This is a genomic window from Pseudoalteromonas sp. QJM3NY_12, from assembly GCF_056173165.1.
The window spans coordinates 2,162,022-2,182,132 of record NZ_CM149661.1 but is presented as its reverse complement, the minus strand read 5'-3'; the positions used below and the strand labels follow the sequence as shown (position 1 = coordinate 2,182,132).

At 40.7% G+C, this 20,111-nt stretch carries 16 protein-coding genes and 5 tRNA genes; 12 read left to right on the top strand and 9 right to left on the bottom strand.

Features of this window, described 5'->3' with window-relative positions; translation table 11 throughout:
- Nucleotides 1–303: 303 nt before the first annotated feature.
- The 4 genes from AC0VZ5_RS10190 to speB all read left to right on the top strand — a co-directional run bounded on the left by AC0VZ5_RS10190 (nucleotide 304) and on the right by speB (nucleotide 5,492).
- A complete protein-coding gene (locus tag AC0VZ5_RS10190; protein WP_198523424.1) occupies nucleotides 304–1,863 on the top strand; it encodes a BCCT family transporter in 1,560 nt (519 codons plus the stop codon).
- A gap of 185 nt (nucleotides 1,864–2,048) precedes the next feature.
- On the top strand, nucleotides 2,049–2,507 hold the full coding sequence (locus tag AC0VZ5_RS10185; protein WP_008467955.1) for a GNAT family N-acetyltransferase: 459 nt from the start codon (nucleotides 2,049–2,051) through the stop codon (nucleotides 2,505–2,507).
- 144 nt (nucleotides 2,508–2,651) lie between these two features.
- Nucleotides 2,652–4,565, top strand: a complete 1,914-nt coding sequence (speA, locus tag AC0VZ5_RS10180; RefSeq protein ID WP_193050789.1) for a biosynthetic arginine decarboxylase — start codon at nucleotides 2,652–2,654, stop codon at nucleotides 4,563–4,565.
- Nucleotides 4,566–4,568: 3 nt separating this feature from the next.
- Nucleotides 4,569–5,492 carry an agmatinase gene (gene speB, locus AC0VZ5_RS10175; RefSeq protein ID WP_010388380.1) on the top strand — a complete coding sequence of 308 codons (924 nt, stop codon included), beginning with the start codon at nucleotides 4,569–4,571 and terminating at the stop codon, nucleotides 5,490–5,492.
- A 64-nt stretch (nucleotides 5,493–5,556) separates the two neighbouring features.
- Here speB and AC0VZ5_RS10170 read toward each other — a convergent pair whose 3' ends face one another.
- The 3 genes from AC0VZ5_RS10170 to AC0VZ5_RS10160 are packed head-to-tail and all read right to left on the bottom strand — an operon-like array spanning nucleotide 5,557 to nucleotide 7,972.
- Entirely contained in the window at nucleotides 5,557–5,808 is a 252-nt protein-coding gene (locus AC0VZ5_RS10170) for a hypothetical protein (RefSeq protein WP_240539501.1), read from the bottom strand.
- Between the two features lie 35 nt (nucleotides 5,809–5,843).
- Entirely contained in the window at nucleotides 5,844–6,884 is a 1,041-nt protein-coding gene (locus AC0VZ5_RS10165; RefSeq protein WP_475472689.1) for a M48 family metallopeptidase, read from the bottom strand.
- A complete protein-coding gene (locus AC0VZ5_RS10160) occupies nucleotides 6,884–7,972 on the bottom strand; it encodes a YjgN family protein (RefSeq protein WP_475472687.1) in 1,089 nt (362 codons plus the stop codon). The genes AC0VZ5_RS10165 and AC0VZ5_RS10160 overlap by 1 nt, the downstream gene beginning before the upstream one ends.
- A gap of 174 nt (nucleotides 7,973–8,146) precedes the next feature.
- Here AC0VZ5_RS10160 and AC0VZ5_RS10155 point away from each other — a divergent pair, with 174 nt between their 5' ends.
- From AC0VZ5_RS10155 to msrB, 8 genes are all read left to right on the top strand, one after another.
- Complete coding sequence (locus AC0VZ5_RS10155) at nucleotides 8,147–8,878, top strand: TrmH family RNA methyltransferase (protein ID WP_475472685.1); 732 nt, start codon at nucleotides 8,147–8,149, stop codon at nucleotides 8,876–8,878.
- A gap of 68 nt (nucleotides 8,879–8,946) precedes the next feature.
- Complete coding sequence (locus AC0VZ5_RS10150) at nucleotides 8,947–12,348, top strand: chromosome segregation SMC family protein (RefSeq protein WP_475472683.1); 3,402 nt, start codon at nucleotides 8,947–8,949, stop codon at nucleotides 12,346–12,348.
- A 73-nt stretch (nucleotides 12,349–12,421) separates the two neighbouring features.
- Complete coding sequence (gene zipA / locus AC0VZ5_RS10145) at nucleotides 12,422–13,168, top strand: cell division protein ZipA (protein WP_054202488.1); 747 nt, start codon at nucleotides 12,422–12,424, stop codon at nucleotides 13,166–13,168.
- 78 nt (nucleotides 13,169–13,246) lie between these two features.
- Complete coding sequence (gene ligA, locus AC0VZ5_RS10140) at nucleotides 13,247–15,268, top strand: NAD-dependent DNA ligase LigA (RefSeq protein WP_475472681.1); 2,022 nt, start codon at nucleotides 13,247–13,249, stop codon at nucleotides 15,266–15,268.
- Nucleotides 15,261–15,605, top strand: a complete 345-nt coding sequence (locus AC0VZ5_RS10135; RefSeq protein ID WP_475472679.1) for a DUF3392 family protein — start codon at nucleotides 15,261–15,263, stop codon at nucleotides 15,603–15,605. The genes ligA and AC0VZ5_RS10135 overlap by 8 nt, the downstream gene beginning before the upstream one ends.
- Nucleotides 15,602–16,102, top strand: a complete 501-nt coding sequence (locus AC0VZ5_RS10130; protein ID WP_131691260.1) for a DUF2919 domain-containing protein — start codon at nucleotides 15,602–15,604, stop codon at nucleotides 16,100–16,102. The genes AC0VZ5_RS10135 and AC0VZ5_RS10130 overlap by 4 nt, the downstream gene beginning before the upstream one ends.
- An 8-nt stretch (nucleotides 16,103–16,110) precedes the next feature.
- Entirely contained in the window at nucleotides 16,111–16,551 is a 441-nt protein-coding gene (locus AC0VZ5_RS10125) for a hypothetical protein (RefSeq protein ID WP_475472677.1), read from the top strand.
- Nucleotides 16,552–16,633: 82 nt separating this feature from the next.
- Complete coding sequence (gene msrB, locus AC0VZ5_RS10120; protein WP_008115220.1) at nucleotides 16,634–17,074, top strand: peptide-methionine (R)-S-oxide reductase MsrB; 441 nt, start codon at nucleotides 16,634–16,636, stop codon at nucleotides 17,072–17,074.
- Between the two features lie 124 nt (nucleotides 17,075–17,198).
- Here the strand turns inward: msrB and AC0VZ5_RS10115 are convergent, their stop codons facing one another.
- From AC0VZ5_RS10115 to AC0VZ5_RS10090, 6 genes are all read right to left on the bottom strand, one after another.
- Complete coding sequence (locus AC0VZ5_RS10115) at nucleotides 17,199–18,857, bottom strand: response regulator (protein ID WP_475472675.1); 1,659 nt, start codon at nucleotides 18,855–18,857, stop codon at nucleotides 17,199–17,201.
- 376 nt (nucleotides 18,858–19,233) lie between these two features.
- Nucleotides 19,234–19,309: transfer RNA gene (locus tag AC0VZ5_RS10110), tRNA-Val, on the bottom strand.
- 49 nt (nucleotides 19,310–19,358) lie between these two features.
- Nucleotides 19,359–19,434: transfer RNA gene (locus AC0VZ5_RS10105), tRNA-Val, on the bottom strand.
- A gap of 151 nt (nucleotides 19,435–19,585) precedes the next feature.
- Nucleotides 19,586–19,661, bottom strand: a tRNA-Val gene (locus AC0VZ5_RS10100).
- A gap of 49 nt (nucleotides 19,662–19,710) precedes the next feature.
- Nucleotides 19,711–19,786, bottom strand: a tRNA-Val gene (locus tag AC0VZ5_RS10095).
- Nucleotides 19,787–19,956: 170 nt separating this feature from the next.
- A tRNA-Val gene (locus AC0VZ5_RS10090) sits at nucleotides 19,957–20,032 on the bottom strand.
- Nucleotides 20,033–20,111 lie beyond the last annotated feature (79 nt).

Genomic DNA, 20,111 nt, shown 5'->3' with positions numbered 1-20,111 from the left:
CGTTTTAGCTCAGACAGAAATGTATACTTTTTGTTTGTTTGCTAGCTAAGTGTAATGAGTTTTTTACTATTTTGTAACAGTTGCACAAATCATTGCTGTGGCATTGGTTTAGTGTTTTTAACGCGTTAAACTAGCCATTAATTGGCAATAAGTCTACTTGTTGTGACATTATCTAAGCGTAAACACGACAGGTACTTAAAACTTGCTTTTGAGTTGCTTTTTTGTTCGTTGTAACTATGGTTTAGGGTTATGTCATGGTATGTCGCTATGTCGGTAACTGTAAAAAACCATTAGGAGCGATAAATGAATACCACGAAAGCAGCTTTAAAGTCGGGTGAAATACACTCTCCCCGAGTAAAGTTTCTGGAAGGGGTTGATATACCCGTTTTTTTAATCAGTGGCGGTATATTAGTTTTATTTGCCGCGCTGGCACTGTACGACATAAAACTGATGTCGGATTGGATAAACTCTGCCTTTGCCTTCTCCACCAAAATATTTGGCGCCTTTTGGCAAGTTCTGCTGTTATTAACCTTTGTGATTGGCATATTTTTGGCCGTAGGCCGCACCGGTTCAGTGGTGCTGGGTGGTTTAAAAACACCTGAAATATCTACCTTCAAATGGATCAGTATAATTATGTGCACTTTGCTTGCAGGTGGCGGTGTATTTTGGGCCGCAGCAGAGCCAATGGCACACTTTATTTCTCCGCCCCCGTTATTTGGTGGTGAAACTGGCACAAGGGATGCCGCCTATAACGCCCTTGCACAAAGCTTTATGCACTGGGGGTTTTTAGCCTGGGCTATTTTAGGTAGTTTGACCGGTATTGTTTATATGCATCTCCATTACGAAAAAGGATTACCGCTTAAACCGCGCACTTTGCTTTACCCGGTATTTGGCGATCGCGCAATGAAAGGTGCGCTTGGTACTATTGTTGATGCATGTTGTGTACTCGCTGTGGTTGCTGGCACTGTTGGTCCTATTGGTTTTTTAGGTTTACAAGTGAGTTTTGGTCTAGAAAAGTTGTTTGCCATTCCTGATACCTACACCACGCAGGTGGTTATTTTATTTAGCTTAATTGGAATTTACACACTTTCAGCGGTAAGTGGGGTTACCAAAGGTATTCAGCTACTAAGCCGTTTTAATGTTGTACTGGCAGTGTTGCTGATGTTGTTTATATTACTAATGGGGCCAACTGCGTTTATTATCGACAGTTACATTCATTCCTTTGGTTTGTATTTAGATAACTTTATTCCTATGGCTACATTTCGTGCCGATAAACCGTGGCTAGACTGGTGGACTGTATTCTTTTGGGGCTGGTTTTTAGGTTATGGCCCATTAATGGCTATGTTCGTTGCACGTATATCCCGTGGACGTACTATTCGTGAAATGATTTTACTTATTTCTGTGGTTGCCCCTGTGATCACGTGTTTTTGGTTTACTATTGTTGGCGGCTCAGGCATCTTTTTTGAATTAAATAATCCTGGCGTTATATCAGAGCCTTTTGCTGGGCTTAATTTGCCAGCGGCATTGTTAGCCATCACTGAGCAGTTACCTATGGGATTTGTTGTGTCGGTGTTATTTTTAGTACTGACCACTATTTTTGTGGCAACAACAGGTGATTCAATGACGTATTCGGTATCTATGGTAATGACGGGTACCGATCACCCACAAACGTCTATTCGAGTGTTTTGGGGGATTATGATGGGGGTGATGGCGGCGTTGCTTATTTCTATAGGCGAGGGCGGAATTTCAGCCTTGCAGTCGTTTATTGTGGTCACTGCGGTGCCAGTTTCGTTTGTGTTACTACCTTCGTTGTGGACAGCACCACAAATAGTTAAGAAAATGGCAGACGAACAAGGGCTTTAATAATTGATAAAGAGCGCTAATAAGCGCTCTTTTTCTGGGTACATCATATTCTCACCTTGTTATTGAGCTATTTATTATCCTAGCAATAAACTAACCCACTAAAAATAACTTAGCCTAAGTAGGTTGTTCATTCCTATCGATACGGTATAGTTTAAATATATTTAAGCATAACCTTGAGATAAACCATGCAGTTAGTCGACTTAGACCCTTGTGATCAGGATGTGATCAACGTATTTGCTGACATAGATCGACTTATTAGCTCATTATATCCTGTAGCAACTTCACAAGCGCTTACAGTTAATGAGCTTGGTTTACCGGGCGTTTACGCTGTAGGGTTAAAAAATCAAGACGGAATAGTTGCCTGTGGCGCGATAGTAAAGCAATTTGATGGTAGCTGGTATGGCGAAATTAGACGGCTTTACGTAAAACCTAGCTATCGCGGAAAAGGCTTATCGCGGCGTATTATGCAAATTTTATTGCACTATGCTGGCGAAGAAGAAATCCCAATCATAAAACTAGAAACAGGACCAAAGCAAATACAATCAATCCATCTTTATGAGAATTTAGGGTTTGTGCAATGTGCCCCTTTTGGTGAATACACAGAAAACCCGAATAGCTTATTTATGGAGCTTGCGCTCAGCTAATATTGCTTTGTTTGAAGCTTTTATTTATCAATTTCAATCCTAACTCGTTACGAGTAGAAATACTTGTTGGACATGAATCACTATTTTTCTTTTAATGCGCGGCAACTAGCCGGTTTGGCATTCATAAATAAAAGAGAAAGATAAATGAAAGAGACAACATCACTAGAACAAGCTCGTACGAGCTACAACGTTCGTCATTGGAGCCAAGGTTTTTTTGGTATTAATGATCAAGGTGATGTGTATGTTGCGCCAAAGGCTGATGCCCCACAGCAAACCATTGCACTAACAGACATTGCTAAGCAACTTGAAGACAAAGGTTTAAGTTTGCCAGCACTCGTTCGTTTTCCACAAATATTACACCATCGTGTGCATAGCTTATGTGGCGCATTTAATACCGCAATAGAAAGCTATGGGTATCCAAAAGACTATTTATTAGTTTATCCGATTAAAGTAAATCAACAGCGCGAAGTCGTTGAAGAAATTGTTGCCAGTCAAGCACAAGTAGAAAAAAAACAGCTAGGTTTAGAAGCAGGCAGCAAGCCAGAGTTATTAACCGTATTAGCATTGGCTGAAAAAACCAGTGCGGTGATTGTGTGTAATGGCTACAAAGATAAAGAATATGTGCGCTTAGCGCTGATTGGCGAAAAACTGGGCCATAAAGTGTATATCGTACTTGAGAAATTGTCTGAGCTGGACATGGTACTTAGCCAAGCCAAAGAACTTAATGTAAAACCTCGCATTGGTATTCGTGTGCGTTTAGCCTCGCAAGGCAAAGGTAAATGGCAGGCCAGTGGCGGTGAAAAATCGAAGTTTGGGTTATCTGCTTCACAAGTGCTGTATGTAGTAAACCGTTTAAAAGAAACTGATCAGCTTGATTTAGTACAGCTTGTGCATTTTCACTTAGGGTCGCAAATGGCCAACATTCGTGATGTACGCTTAGGTGTAAGTGAAGCTGCTCGTTTTTATTGTGAATTACGTAAGTTGGGTGCACACATAGAGTGCCTTGATGTAGGGGGCGGTTTAGCGGTTGATTACGACGGCACACGCAGTCAATCACACAACTCAATGAACTACAGTTTAGCTGAATACGCAAATAATATTGTGTACACCATAGGTGATATTTGTAAGCAGTATGAACAGCCTTTTCCTACCATTATTTCAGAGTCGGGAAGAGCATTAACGGCGCACCACGCGGTACTAATTTCCAATGTAATTGGCACCGAAACGTATACACCGGAAGAAATAGAAGCGCCAGCTGATGATGCGCCGCAGTTACTTAAAAATATGTGGATTTCATGGCAACAATTGCATGTGCTTACTGATGACCGTGCATTAATTGAGATTTTTCACGACAGCCAAGGTGATTTAGCTGAAGCGCATAGTCAGTTTGCGATGGGATTATTAGATTTAACTCAGCGTGCATGGGCAGAGCAAATTAATTTGCGTGTGTGTTATGAACTTAATAAATTAATGGATAACAAAAACCGTTTTCATCGACCGATTATAGATGATCTGAATGCGCGTTTAGCGGATAAGTTTTTTGTCAATTTCTCATTGTTTCAGTCATTGCCTGACGCGTGGGGTATTGACCAAGTGTTTCCGGTATTGCCATTAAGTGGTTTAACGCAAGCTCCACAAAAACGGGCTGTGTTACTAGATATCACCTGTGATTCAGATGGCGCATTAGAGCATTATGTTGATGGTCAAGGCATTGAAAGTACGTTGCCAGTACCTGAGTTTACAGCAGACAAACCTTATTTAATGGGGTTTTTCTTAGTAGGTGCCTATCAAGAGATTTTAGGCGATATGCATAACTTATTTGGTGATACGCACAGTGCTATTGTAAATATGGATGAGCAAGGTGTTGCTAGCATTACAGAGATTAATCATGGTGATACTGTGGCTGACATGATGCGTTATGTACATTTAGATGTTGAAGGTTTTCAGCAGTCATACGCGCAGTTAGTCAGCGCAAAAATTGCAGCAGATGAACAGCAAAGCGTTTTAGACGAGTTGCAAAGCGGCCTTGATGGCTACACTTATTTAGAAGAGTTATAAGCAATGTCTAGCTTGTTTGGTTGTGTTGACCACTCATTGTACTCAAATGGGATGACGTTTTTACGTCGTCCTATGGTACAAAACATTAACGCGATTGAAGCCGATGTAGTGGTATTGGGTCTACCGTTTGATTTAGCCACTTCAGGGCGCCCTGGTGCCCGCTTAGGGCCTGATGCTATTCGCAGAGCATCGGTACATTTAGCATGGGAAGATACAAAATACCCATGGACATTTCCATTGTTTGAGCGCTTAACCGTGGCGGATGCTGGCGACTTTACTTATCCGGTGGGCGATCCTGAATATTTTACCGCGCAATTAGAAATGGCGGCAGAGCAAATACTTCGCCAAGGTAAAACATTATTAGGCTTGGGTGGCGATCATTTCGTAACGTTACCACTATTGCGCGCACATGCAAAAATTCATGGCAAAATGGCATTAGTTCACTTCGATGCGCATACCGATACCTATAGCAACGGCTCGCGTTTTGATCACGGCACCATGTTTTATCATGCGCCAATGGAAGGGTTAATTGATGTTAATCACAGTATTCAGCTCGGCATTCGTACTGACTTTGATCAAAGCAGGCATGAGTTTGCAGTGATTGATGCCATGCAAGCCAATGATCTGCATGCGAATGATATTGCAGCTCAGATTATTGAGCGAGTGGGCGATTTGCCGGTTTACTTAACCTTTGATATAGATTGTTTAGACCCCGCCTTTGCACCAGGTACGGGCACACCCGTGTGTGGTGGTTTAACCTCTGATAAAGTGCTTAAAATCTTACGCGCACTGAAAGGGGTTAATATGGTGGGAATGGATGTGGTTGAAGTATCCCCGTCGTACGACCAAAGTGAGCTTACCGCCATTGCCGCTGCAACGATTGCCAGTGAATTACTGCATTTGTGGGCATTTAAGCATAAATATTAATATGTGTTAATGCAGTTTAAAAAGCGCCAATTTGGCGCTTTTTTTGTATGAAAATAAAAGACTATTAAAACTGCATATTGTGCTTTTTAGCATAAATAAAAAACACCGGAATTTCGATTATGACGTAAGTTAAAAAAGTAAACCAAAACCAATTAACTTCAAATATTAACCAGCTAAATTGCACGCCTGAGTTGTAATAAAGAGTAGATGCAATTAATAGCGTAATGCCTGTTGCAAATAAATCTTGCACCGATACTTTTTTAAAGCTGCTGCCTGCAAAGCGCGGATAAATAAACCCGTAACCTAGGGTTATCATAATGATAACCAATAAGAGCAAATTTAGTTCAGGGGTCATTGTGGTTTATATTGCCTCGCATATTCTATTCGCTCTTGAGAACTTGGGTGCGTTGATAAATACTTTAACCAAGTATCATCATAGCTCCCTTCTTGCGCTTGTAAATTATTTTCCAGTGCTTCAATTGCATCAGCAAAGTCGTGGTTAGAATAGCCTAATTTTAAAAGGTTTTTAATCGCATATACATCGGCTTCTTGTTCCATATCTCGCGAAAACGCTTGTTGTAAAAAAGATGAGCCAGAGCCAAGCACGACTTCTAATATACCTTCTAAGTCACCAAAAATAACTGCAAATACAACGGTGCTCGCTGCAGCTTGTGCTGCAAGGCGAATGCTGTGATGGTGCTGAACATGACCAATTTCATGAAGTAAAATAGCACGTAGGGCATCAGGGTCATTTTTTAATAGATCAACAAGTTCGTCAGTTACTACAACCCGACCATTTGGAAGAGCAAACGCATTAGCTGAAAAATAATCAGACTGATAAAAAGATAGCCTAAACTTTGCACTGTCTAAATTGAGCGAGTTAAGCATTAAACGCCATTGTTGCTGTATTTCTGATTGCTTATTAGTGGAAAGTTGAGAAGGTTCCAATGCGACTTTTTCTATTACACTGAGCGTTTGCTCTCCCATCGTTTCAATTGTCGAGGCAGGTGCTAAGTTAACGCTATAAACGGCTACTGATGGTATTAATCGGTATAAAATTAACCAAAGTAATAGGGGTATTAGCAGCACGGATGCAACAATAAGAATCTTATTTTTTTCTAAGCGTTCACTGAGTCCATGCTCTTTAAGCGCGAATGGCCACCTAAATTCTATATCTTGAGGAATAAATCGCCCACCATCAGCAAAATTTAACTCTGACGCCATGCCAGGTAACGGGCTATCAAGTTGGCAATCGTCTATTGTTGATGCAAGTAACGTCGTATTCTCAGAGTCAACAAGTGTTATTTGCTCATGGGAAAGGTGTGCATAGCTTTTAATATGTTGGCTGCTATTAGGGTAATAATAACAGCCAAAAATAGGATAATTACTCATTAGGTGAGTGAAATATCAATATCAAACACATTAGCAGCTTCTTCAGCAAATGATGACTGCTCATTTTGTGCAACATCAATCAACGAAAGTGCGCCGCTATAAATAGTGACTTCTGTAACTGATGCTAATAGCTTTGCTCTGCGTACTTTAGCCCAAGGGTAGGCAAGTCCTAAGGTAAATATAATTGCCAGTACATTGGTAAATAGTAAGATGGCATAGTCAATGGCTTTTAAGTTCGAATCAAAGGTAGCGACTTCTGTAAATTCACTGTTATTAAAAATATGATTTCTAATAAGCGAATGATAAACAGCGCCTACCAGTGTTAAAAACGCAACATACAACGTAGCAATTAATAGCGGCACTACAATTGTCGAAAGGCTAAAGTTTTGTGTGTTTAAGTTATCGATAGTTAAGGCACTTGCACCAGCAAAGAAGCCAAAAATAACTAAGCCACCTATTGCAACTCCTAGGGTAATAAGTGCTGCGATGTAATAGCGTTCGCCCTGAAGATTTACTGTAAGTGGTTTATTTCCATAGCTGATGTTTTCATGCATATATTGGTCAATTCGCTTTAATACATACGGCAGCAATAGGTGTAAGGTGAATACACTTGCAATAGGCAATAAAACAAAGTTAATAAATGCATCGCCGTAATTACCTGAAAAGGCAAAGCGTACATTACGATGGCGAGTCATACGCATATTAAAACGCAGACCTTGGTTGATGATCCACGGCAATAAAAATAAAAAGCCAATAGCAAATAAAAGGCCTACCGCCGGTGCGAGGCTGCTAAGTAAGGTGTAAATTAAAAATGCGATGACCGCTAAAATGCGTCCTTTTAAAATTTGTATTGGGGTCGCTAGATAGTCAAAGCTATGGCCGTCGATACGCGTATGACCGTAAAAATAACGATAGGTGCGAACTTTTGCCCATGCCGAATAAATTCCGAGAGTAATAATACTCAGCAGTATATTAACAATCCATATACCAAAAAATTCGCCGGCTTTGCCGCTAAATTGTACTTTACCGCTAAAAATAGCAGGGGGTGTTTGATTTGACTCAGATGAAGTTGGGTGTACTGGTTCCATTTTAAAAATATATCCATGTTGTTTTTTGTAAATTTACCTTTTTTAGATAAAAAAAACAATCTTTATAATTAGCTAGCTGATTGTAAGTAGGCTATTTTTATTGCTTTTACTGTTTATGGGGCTGCACTTTAAGTCACCTCTGGTATACTGTGCAGATAATTTAATGGGGCTGTCATGATTTCAAAAAACCAACTTAAACTTATTCGCCAGCTTGGCCAAAAAAAGTATCGCAAGCAATTTAACCAATACTTAGTACAAGGCGAAAAAAATGTACTGGAGTTATTAAATAGCCCATTAAAAGTAAACGATGTATTTGCAACGCAAAGCTTTATTGATAATAACCAAAGCTCATACCCTCAAACGCATTTTATTACAGCGGATGAAGAGCTGCTAACAAAGGTAAGTACTTTGGTAAGTAATAATGCGGCTATTGCAATTGTTGATATGCCAAGCACCGTATTACCAGATGAAAACAGTTTAATATTAGCCTTAGATGGCGTATCTGATCCTGGGAATTTAGGTACCATCATTCGCGTGGCTGATTGGTACGGTATAAAACATATTGTTGCTAGCACTGACAGTGCCGATCCGTATAACCCAAAAACAATTAGCGCCACAATGGGATCGTTCGTTCGCGTATCGGTAAGCCAAGTTGAATTGCCTGAATACTTATCTACATTAAATATGCCTATTTATGGTGCATTTTTAGATGGCCAAAGTGTGCATAGCACTAAATTTAGTGGCCAAGGTGTATTGCTTATGGGCAGTGAATCACATGGAATACGCGAGCAGTGTGCAAAATTAGTGAGCAACAAAATAACCATTCCGGCTTTTGGCGGTGCAGAGTCGCTTAATGTAGCAATGGCCACGGGTATTATTTTAGATAATTTTAAACGCCAAGCTTAACTTTTTAGCTATTTATGCGTTAAGTTACTTATAGTAAAAAACAATAATAAATCGGTAATAACAATAAAATGCGCTTAAGCACTATTAAATTAGCGGGCTTTAAATCGTTTGTAGAGCCCACTAAAATTCCATTTCCTGACCAAATGACGTGTGTTGTCGGCCCTAATGGCTGTGGCAAATCAAACGTCATTGATGCGGTGCGATGGGTGCTTGGTGAAAGCTCAGCTAAAAATTTACGTGGCGATGCCATGACCGATGTCATTTTTAATGGCTCTACTAACCGCAAGCCCATTTCGCAAGCCTCCGTTGAATTAATATTTGATAATACCCAGGGTAAGTTACCCAATACTTTTGCTGATCGTAACCAAGTGGCTATTAAGCGTTTGGTGACTCGCGATGGTCAGTCATTGTACTTTCTAAATGGCAGTAAATGCCGAAAACGTGATATTACCGACATATTTTTAGGCACGGGCCTTGGGCCGCGAAGCTACGCTATTATTGAACAAGGGATGATCTCACGTTTAATAGAGAGCAAACCGCAAGAGCTACGTGTTTTCTTAGAAGAAGCCGCAGGGGTCTCTAAATACAAAGAGCGTCGCCGCGAAACGCAAACACGCATAAAAAGCACCCGAGAAAACCTAGAGCGACTGCTTGATGTTCGTCAAGAGTTACAAAACCAGCTTGATAAACTGGCGGTACAATCGGTTGAGGCTAAAAAATATCGCGAACTTAAATCCCAAGAGCGCACCTTAAAGGGGCAAATAGCGGTATTAAAATGGCAAAAACTGCATCAACAACAGCTCGATAAAAGTGCGCAAATAAAAAAGCTGGATGACCAAATCAGCTTCTTTAAAACGGCGCATTCAGGCCATGATGATGTGCTGGCAAGCCTTGATGCTCAAGTGCAAGCTCAACAAGATAAACTCGATGATGCACAGCAACAGCAGCACCTTACGCATACCGAATTGACTCGCAGTGAACAGCAGCAGATTAGCATTAAGCAACAAACGCTTTCACTGAAACAAAATTTAGCCAAGTTAGAGCAACAAAAAAACCAAAGTGAAGAAGTCAAAACGCAGCAACAAAGTCTTTGCCAAGAGTTAGATGACAACTTGCAACAGGCTGTAGAGCATAACTTAATGTGTAGCGAGCAGGTTATAGAACTTACCGATGAGGTTAATCGGCTGCTGGAGATTAAAAATGCCGACACGTCACAGTGGCAATCACTAACAGAAGACTATCAAAAATTAAATAATCAGCAGCTAGCGCATGCAAATGCAGTAAAACATACAGAGCAGAAAATCAGTTATGTTAAGCAACAACTAACGCAGCTTGATGAGCAAATAGATGAGTTAAAACGCAGTGAGATAGAGCAGCAATTAATTCAGCAACAGCAGCACAGACAAACGCTAACAGAGCAGCTGGCTAACGCGCAAACTGCTCATAGTAGAGGTCAAAGTGCTCAGGCAATACAGCAGCAACAGCTTGATGAAGCTCAGCAGCAATGGCAGCATTTATCTCAGCAAGTTAATGAACTAAAAGCCGGTATAGCAGGGCTAAAAACTACCCTTGGACTTGAAAAAAACAGCGATAAAACTTTAACTTTATTCAAGCAGTTAACTGTTCAGCCGGGTTATGAGTTTTTAGTAGAGCAGGCGCTGTCATCACTTGAGCATATTCATGTTTCACCAGGTAAAGCAGAAAATAGCACGTGGCAAATACCCTCACAGTCTGTGGCAAGCAATAGTATTGCTGCCTTTATTAGCGCTGGTATCTACCCAGAGTTATTAAACCATATTGCTTATGATGCCGAGGGTGAAGCTCACCATCTTAACGATGCCAGTTATATTGCAGTGATGGACAAGCAAGGAGCGTTACATGGTCGAAATTGGCATCTTAGTGGCGAAAAAAATGCAGAAAACTCCTTATTATTAATGCACAAAAAGCTCAAACAGCAAGAAACCTTACTTGAGCAACAACAACAGGCATTGACGGACGCACACTCCACACTTGAAGAACATCAAGCGCAAGCTGCATTAATAACCGAGCAGCAAAACGAGCGCAAAGACACTATTCACCAATTAGCACAACAACTTGCTGTAGCAACTACGCGTGGTGATATGCTCAAAGCGCAAGCTGATCAACATCAGCAACAGGTGACGAAATTACAACAACAACGTCAACCACTGCTAGAACAACAGCAGCAGTTAAGCAAATTGTTGGGTGAAGAGCTTGATAAAAATGAACAGCTTGCAGAGCAATTAGAGGCCTTAGCTGTAGAGCTTAACCAAGCCGATAGAACACGAATAAATAGTGATGAAGGTTACAAACAAGCTTTAAATAATGCTGAACAGTATAAAACGCAAGCACATCAGGCAAACCTTAATGAGCAAAAAGTGCGTAGTGAGTGGCAGCTCAGTCAAACCAAGTTGAACCATGCCGAACAAGCATTAACAATGGCTGTAGAAGGAACGCAAGAGCTAATAGAGCAAATTGAGGCGTTACTTATTCCTGAGCAAGAGCTTGCACTAAGTATTGAACAATTATTAGTGCAGCACCAACAAGGCGAACAAACCCTTGTGGATATTCAACAGCAATTAGCTCAAGCAAAACAAGAATTACAAAACAAACAAGCGAGTTTAAAAACGTCACAAACTGAGCTGGTGGCATTACAAGAGCAACACCAGAAGCTGAGTATTGAAGAGCAAAGCCTATTAATAAAAGCGCAAGCGGTACTTGAGCCACTTAGCGAGCTTAATCAAAATTTAAAACAGGTTTTAGCAGAGCTTCCTGCAGAGTTGTCATTAAATGCAGCGCAAAATCAACTTGCTGGAGTCAGTAATCAGCTAGAGCAATTAGGAGCCGTTAACCTTGCAGCCATTGATGAATTTGAACAAGCTAAGCAAAGAAGTGATTATTTAAATAATCAGCTGGATGATTTAACCCAGGCATTGACAGCTTTAGAAGGCGCTATTCATAAAATAGATCGTGAAACTAAAACGCGCTTTAAGTCTACCTTTGATCAAGTGAATCACGATTTTGGTCAGCTTTTTCCAAAAGTATTTGGCGGCGGCAGTGCTTACTTAGAATTAACCAGTGACGATTTACTCGAAAGTGGTGTTAGTATAATGGCAAGACCTCCGGGTAAAAAAAATTCGACAATTCATTTGTTAAGTGGTGGAGAAAAAGCGCTGAGCGCATTATCATTGGTGTTTTCTATATTCAGGCTCAATCCAGCTCCATTCTGTATGCTGGACGAGGTAGATGCCCCATTGGATGATGCCAACGTGGTTCGTTTTTGCCGATTGGTTGAAGAAATGTCACAATCTGTGCAGTTTATTTATATAAGCCATAATAAAATTGCAATGGAAATGGCGGGTAGATTAACGGGTGTAACCATGGCAGAGCCCGGCGTGTCGCGCATGGTTGCTGTGGATATTGAACAAGCGGTGCAACTTGCACATGCATAATTTTATAGTCATTTGCTAGTTGTTTTGGGTAAAATGATGGCAGTTAGGCATATTAATAATAAAAGGTGAGGGGATGGCCGAAGAATTAAGATGGGTTTTAATTGTGATCAGTGTGTTTGTCATTGGTGGCTTATTAATACACGGTTTGTGGTCAGTAAGAAAAAAAGAGAATGCTGAACTCCCTGCAAGCGAGCGAGTTGAACCTGTTCAAGAACAGCAGCCTTCATCTGTGCATACTGAGCCACAAGAGCCAACGTTAGCGCAACGAGAAGAGCCACAAATGAGTGAGTTAAACTTCAGTGCTGATGAGCCACAAATAGATGTTAGCCCAGCTGATACAGCTATTGAAGATGACCTTGAAGTCGTAACCGAAGAGGCTGTTGATACACAACAAGACGCCCCTAAAGATGTTTCAGACTTTGTGATTGTGCATATTCAAATGCCAGAAGGACTGACCATGCAAGGCAGTAAATTACTGCCAGCAGTTAACACGCTAGGTTTTAAATATTCAGAAGAAGGCTTTTTTAATCGCCATCTAGACCCTGCAGGCCAAGGGCCGGTGTTATTTAGACTGGTAAATATGTATAACCCTGGCACGTTCGATATTGATAATATGGAACAGTTTAGCACCGCAGGCGTGAGCTTATTTATGACTCTACCATGTGATGGCGATGGCCTTGCTGCGTTTAATATGCTGCACAGCGCCGCTAAGAAGCTAGCAGATGAATTTGGAGCTGAAATCTTGGATGCTGAGCGAAACGAAATGACGGTAGAGCGTATTCGTCAATATGTTGAGCAGGTTCGCGCATTTTCTGCGTAATATACGCATAAGTTAAATTTTGTAAGCCACTGGGCGTTCACTCGTCAAAGTGGCTTTTTTTATGTTTTTGAGGTCTACATGGCAAGCAGCATTAGTGAGCAAATTAATCATCTTCGTACCACGCTTGAGCAACACAATTATAGTTATTATGTGCTTGATACACCCAGCATACCCGATGCCGAATATGATCGCTTATTACGTACTTTGAGCGAATTAGAAACCCAGCACCCTGAGTTTTTAACTGCAGATTCACCTACTCAAAAAGTAGGTGGGGCGGCGCTTGCCAAGTTTGAGCAAGTAGCACACCAAGTGCCTATGTTGTCGCTTGATAACGCTTTTGGTGAAGACGAATTCAATGGTTTTAATCGTCGTATTAAAGAGCGTTTAATGAGCACCGACGAGCTTACATTTTGCTGTGAGCCTAAACTGGATGGCTTAGCGGTATCGATTATTTATCGCGATGGGGTATTAGTGCAAGCAGCGACTCGTGGCGATGGTTTTACTGGCGAAAATATTACTCAAAATGTAAAAACAATTCGCAATGTGCCATTAAAGTTACGTGGTGATGATTACCCGCGTGAGCTTGAAGTGCGCGGTGAAGTGTTTATGGATAGCGCGGGCTTTGAAAAATTAAATGCCGAAGCAGAAAAGCGCGGTGACAAAGTTTTTGTAAACCCACGTAATGCGGCAGCGGGCAGTTTACGCCAGCTAGACTCAAAAATTACCGCAAAACGGCCACTGATGTTTTATGCCTACAGCACCGGATTGGTCGCCGATGGCACATTACCTGAAGATCATTACCAGCAACTTGCCAAGCTTACCGACTGGGGATTACCACTGTGTCCAGAAACAAAACTAGTTGAAGGCCCAAAGGCCGCGCTTGCCTATTATAATGACATTTTAACGCGCCGTAGCGAGTTAAAATATGAAATAGATGGCGTGGTAATAAAAGTAAATAAAAAAGCCCTACAAGAGCGCCTAGGCTTTGTTGCGCGTGCGCCGCGCTGGGCTATTGCTTATAAGTTTCCGGCACAAGAAGAAATAACACACTTACTAGACGTAGAGTTTCAAGTAGGGCGTACTGGGGCTATTACCCCTGTTGCGCGACTAGAGCCGGTATTTGTTGGTGGTGTTACGGTATCGAATGCAACGCTGCATAATGCTGATGAAATTGCCCGTTTAGGCGTAAAAGTGGGCGACACTGTGATTATTCGTCGCGCTGGGGATGTGATCCCACAAATTACCCAAGTAGTGCTTGAACAACGCCCAAGCGATGCAAAAGAGATTGTGTTTCCAACTATGTGCCCAATTTGTGACTCGCACGTTGAGCGGGTTGAAGGTGAAGCTGTTGCACGTTGTACAGGCGGCTTGGTATGTCAAGCACAGCGCAAACAAGCGATTAAACATTTTGCCTCACGTAAGGCTTTAGATATTGACGGCTTAGGCGACAAAATTGTTGATCAATTAGTTGACCGAGAGCTGATCAAAACCCCTGCTGATTTATTTATTTTAAAGCAGGGACATTTTGAATCACTTGAACGAATGGGACCAAAATCAGCAAAAAACTTAGTTGCGGCGCTTGATGATGCTAAAACCACTACCTTAGCAAAGTTTTTATATTCACTGGGTATTCGTGAAGTCGGTGAGGCCACAGCTCAGAATTTGGCTAATCACTTTTTAACGCTTGAAAACGTGAGTGATGCCAGCATTGAACAACTAATAGAAGTAAGCGATGTAGGTGAAATAGTGGCGAAGCATGTTCGCGGCTTTTTTACTGAAGAGCATAACCTGACAGTGGTAAACGAATTAATAGCGCAAGGAGTAAACTGGCCACAGTTAACAGCGCCATCAGAGCAAGAACAGCCGCTAGCGGGTTTAACTTATGTGCTAACTGGGACGCTTAATACGCTTAATCGTAATGATGCAAAAGCGCGCCTACAACAATTAGGCGCCAAGGTTTCTGGCAGTGTTTCAGCAAAAACAGATGCCTTAGTGGCGGGCGAAAAGGCTGGCTCTAAGCTCACCAAAGCGCAAGAGCTTGGTATAGAAATACTGACAGAGGATGATTTAATTACTTTGTTAGAGACTCATAATGGCTAGTTTTACAAATATACTTAATACCTTGTTAATTGACCTAGGCCAATGGTTACAGGGCTATTTGTCGCATTTATCACTGCTTTTAATGGTGTGCTTAGTGTCGCTGTATGCGGATGACATTTTAAAGTTAACCAAAGGCGTCGTAGCTAGGCGCCACTTTATTATTAGGGTGGCGTGTTTTGTGTTGATCACCGCGTTTGGCTTTGGCTTGTTAGTGGTGTGGTTAAGCCCACTGCTAACTAAAGCTTTACTGTTTTTTGGCACTAAGTGGTTAGCGCTTACCTTATTAGTGGCATTTTTTATTTTGGGCACTATTGCCGATAGGAAAAATCAGTTGTGAGTCGATATGGGCCTGAATACTGGGATAAATATGGTAGCTATCGTACGCCATTAGCATTCCACTTGAGTATTTTAGTGCTACTGCGTGCCTATTTTATTTGGGTGATAGCCGCGTTGAGTCGTCGACCTGAGCTTGATTTAATGTCATTGTTTTTTAGATCAAAAAATGATTTTTTTATTGCTATAGCGATCGGTGCAGTAGCCATTGTACCTACTATTTTATTTTGTTTACGCAGACCAAGAGACTCGCATCAAGCTACGCAGCGCTTGGCGCGTATTTGGCGGTATATGCGTTGGCCGCTGATTGCGTGTGCATTAATTGATTTGTCGTGGTTAAGTATTCAGGCAGCCCATAGCCATTATCGCTTCTCATTGTTTTTAGCTGTGCAAATGGTGATTGTATTATGGGTGTTGTGGTATTTGGCAAAAAGTCGTTACTTAAGCGTTTTCTTTAGTGACTGGCCCGAGCCGACAGAAAAAGCAACTGATAAAAAGTAAGAGGGCTTATGCATAGTATCAATAAAAAAATAGCATTAGTAATCGCTTTAATAGGGCTCGTAATTATAGCGTGTGGCTACTTTTTTTCTTTAGGGGAACACCTTTGGTTTAAAGCTGCCTTAGTTATGTGGGTTGTGGTGTTTTGTTCGTGTTGTTACCGATTAACGCCGTTGTTTAAAATGCGCAATCCGCTGCGTAATTTTATTCAACGCGATGCGCAGCACTTATTTGTTTTTAGTTTAACAGGGCTGTTTGATAAAAAAAATGGCCCGCATTGGTTAGTCATCAGTAATATTGAGTTGATAGAAATAAGAAACGATGAGCTAATAGTGCATAGTAACAATGACAGACAATTAAGCGTGAGTATTCCTGGCAGTCAAGCCCAATTGCATGCCTATGTAAGCCGTATACTTACAGCAACAGAAAAGCACACTATAGTCTTTAGATAGCGTTGATCGTGGTATTAGCTACAGTCGTACCAGACTACAAATAAATGATTGCTAGTTAAATTAATAACGTAATGAGGTTGTTATGTTGAAGTGGAACGATATTGTTAATTTTGCCAACCATGGTAATCCAACACCGGTTCGAAAAGTGGTTAAAACAGATCAGCAATGGCGCGAACTGTTAAACGAAGAGCAATATTATGTGACCCGTAAAAAGGGAACTGAACGACCAAATAGTTCGAGTAGTTGTACCTTGTTAGAGCCAGGTAAGTATGTGTGTGTTTGTTGTGACAACTTACTATTTGATGCAGATGAAAAGTTTGATAGTGGCACCGGCTGGCCTTCATTTACCCAACCGGCAACTGAGGAAGCGATTGGTTATGTCATGGATAATAGTCATGGCATGGAGCGAGTTGAAGTTGTTTGTAATGTGTGTGATGCGCATTTAGGGCATATTTTCCCTGATGGGCCACTTCCTACTGGTTTACGCTACTGTGTAAACGCACTGGCAATGAAAAAGCTCTAGGGCCTGTTGACCTTTCAAGATTAAATTTACAGCGGCCTGTTTGGGATTTAGGCAATGCAGCGCCTATGTGGTGTGGTTACTCACCATAAATAGGCGATAACGTAGCATTAATGCCAAACAGGCTCTAACTAATCTCTAGTTTCATTTCTTTAGCAATCTGAAGTAGTTTATCGAACCGCTCTGATTGCTCTTCTGCTAGGGGGGATTTTTTTAATAGTTTAAAGCACTTTTGGGCCAACAGACTATTGAAAGAGTCACCATATTTTTTTGACTTATCCACTAAACATTGCAATAAATTAAGCGCAATACTGGGATTGTGTGGCATGACTCTAAATGCTTGGCTGAATGCCTCTAAGGCAACATTTAATTGGCCGCGCTCAAACTGCTTAACAGCATGGTTATTGAGCTCTTTCGGCCCCATTTTAATATCACGTCTTTCACTTTGCTGTTGCTGTATATAACGCAAGTAAGTAGCATCGCTTCTACTTGGGTGACGTTCGCAATGATCAATTATTTGGCTAAATAGCGCTTGCGCCTTTTGGTGAAAACCTAATTCATGCAGTGCTTTTGCCTTGTCTAGGGCACCATCTACTGAACGTATTTGAGTATCGCTGTCATCAAGTTGCTCAATGAGCTGTTTCGCTTTTTTATGTTCATCTTTTAAATAATAAAGGCGAGCATTGAGCACATCAATTTGGGTTTGCGCATTACTGGTTGGGAATTGTGTTTTTAGCTCATTGATATATTTATTTGTTTGACGAGAAATTCTGGTTATTTGGTCAGTTTGATCTGTGGTCAATGCAAAATCAATCCCAGCACGAGCAGCATTTAAATAGATGTCTGGGCTATCGTGCATTGAGTATTTAGCGTAAGTGGCAATATCTTTTTGAGTTAAGTAGCTGGTTTCGTAATCTCTATTAATGAGCGATACGCTGTTAAGTGATTTTTGACGGTCTATATTACGTGGGGCAATATGTGCAGCTTGGCTTAAAAAGTCTTGGGCTAAATCGAATTGGTTTAGTTTTATTTCTAAACGCCCCAATAGGTCTAAGGCTATAAGTCGAGTCTCATTACGTTCAAGCATTGTTTTAAGCATGCGCTGAGCCAAAATATGCTCATTGTTAGCAATTAAGGCTTCTACCAATCCTACTTTTGCCCATGCAAACTTTTGCATATTCAAAACTGACTTAAAAAAATCTTTCGCTTCTTGGTTTTGTTTTAGCGCCAGTAAAATATTGCCTTTTAATCTAAGTAGAATAGGGCTGTATTTATTACTTTTATCGAGTTGGGCATTAATTTGTTTCAATGCTTTAGACTGGTTATCGTCATCAATTAAAGTGTATATAGCTTTAAGGTCGCTTTTACGTTTGAGAATACGCTCTATGCGCACTCTTAGCTCTTGTACAGAGAAGGGTTTTACCAAAAAGTCATCGGGTTGAAGCTCTAATACACTGTGAACTAATTCTCCGCTCGTTTCCGCAGATGTAAAAATAAACCCAGTAGAGTGTTTTATTAATGCTTTAGCGCGTAATTCTTCATAAAGCTGGTAGCCATCTTGGCGTTTGCTTAGATTAAAAGAGCAAATTACCAAGTCAAATTCTTCATGTAAGCATTGTTCTTTTGCCGCTAGAGCATGATCTGCAAAACGCATATGTCCAAAGCCAATTTTTTCGAGCGACTGTTTCATGTAGCTTTGAGCAAGTGGCTGCTCTTCTACAATCAGTATTTTGGCTTCATTGAAAATATTTTTAGACATTGGCTTAAGCGTAATTGAATTTAACATAGACTATAATCAACAGTTTAGACGCTTACAAGGTAATTTAAAGATTAGCCTCGATGATGAGAGCTTATTAAGCAAATTAATTCTAAAGGTTTATATTTTATCTTAAAAGAGCTAAAAACCCATTTAAAGTAAATGGATAGCACGCGTAATAAAGTAAGTTTAAACAAAATGATTTTGGAGATAATAAAACTCTGAAGATAAATCTTTGGTATGTGATTGGAATACTGATTTTTTGAAACCGAAGAATTACTTGGTAACGAATTTCTAAATGGTAATTAATACTGAACTTGAACTAAAAGAGTGGAGGATAATGAATATTAAAATGGAAGGTGGTACTGGAGGATTTAGATTTTTGTAATATGCACCATTCAAAGAATGGTGGGTCGTACTGGACTTGAACCAGTGACCCTCGCCTTGTAAGGGCGATGCTCTCCCAACTGAGCTAACGACCCATATTACAAATTTACACATGACTATTAACATAATAATAGAATTTATATGTGGTGGGTGATACTGGACTTGAACCAGTGACCCTCGCCTTGTAAGGGCGATGCTCTCCCAACTGAGCTAATCACCCACATATAAATTAAAACGCTACTATTAAAATAAATAGTACTGGACTTTAACCAGTGAACTTCGCCGTTACTTGTAAATAGCGGAGATGCTCTCTTTTTCTAACTGAGCTAATCACCCATTTAGACATCTTTTAATATGCACCATTCAAAGAATGGTGGGTCGTACTGGACTTGAACCAGTGACCCTCGCCTTGTAAGGGCGATGCTCTCCCAACTGAGCTAACGACCCATATTACAAATTTACACATGACTATTAACATAATAATAGATTTTATATGTGGTGGGTGATACTGGACTTGAACCAGTGACCCTCGCCTTGTAAGGGCGATGCTCTCCCAACTGAGCTAATCACCCACATATAAATTAAAACGCTACTATTAAAATAAACAGTACTGGACTTTAACCAGTGAACTTTGCCGTTACTTGTAAATAGCGGTGATGCTCTCATTTCTTGTAACTGAGCTAACGACCCATATTACAAATTTAAAACAAATAGCTACTTATATAATAACAGTTTTTATATGTGGTGGGTGATACTGGACTTGAACCAGTGACCCTCGCCTTGTAAGGGCGATGCTCTCCCAACTGAGCTAATCACCCACATATAAATTAAAACGCTACTATTAAAATAAATAGTACTGGACTTTAACCAGTGAACTTCGCCGTTACTTGTAAATAG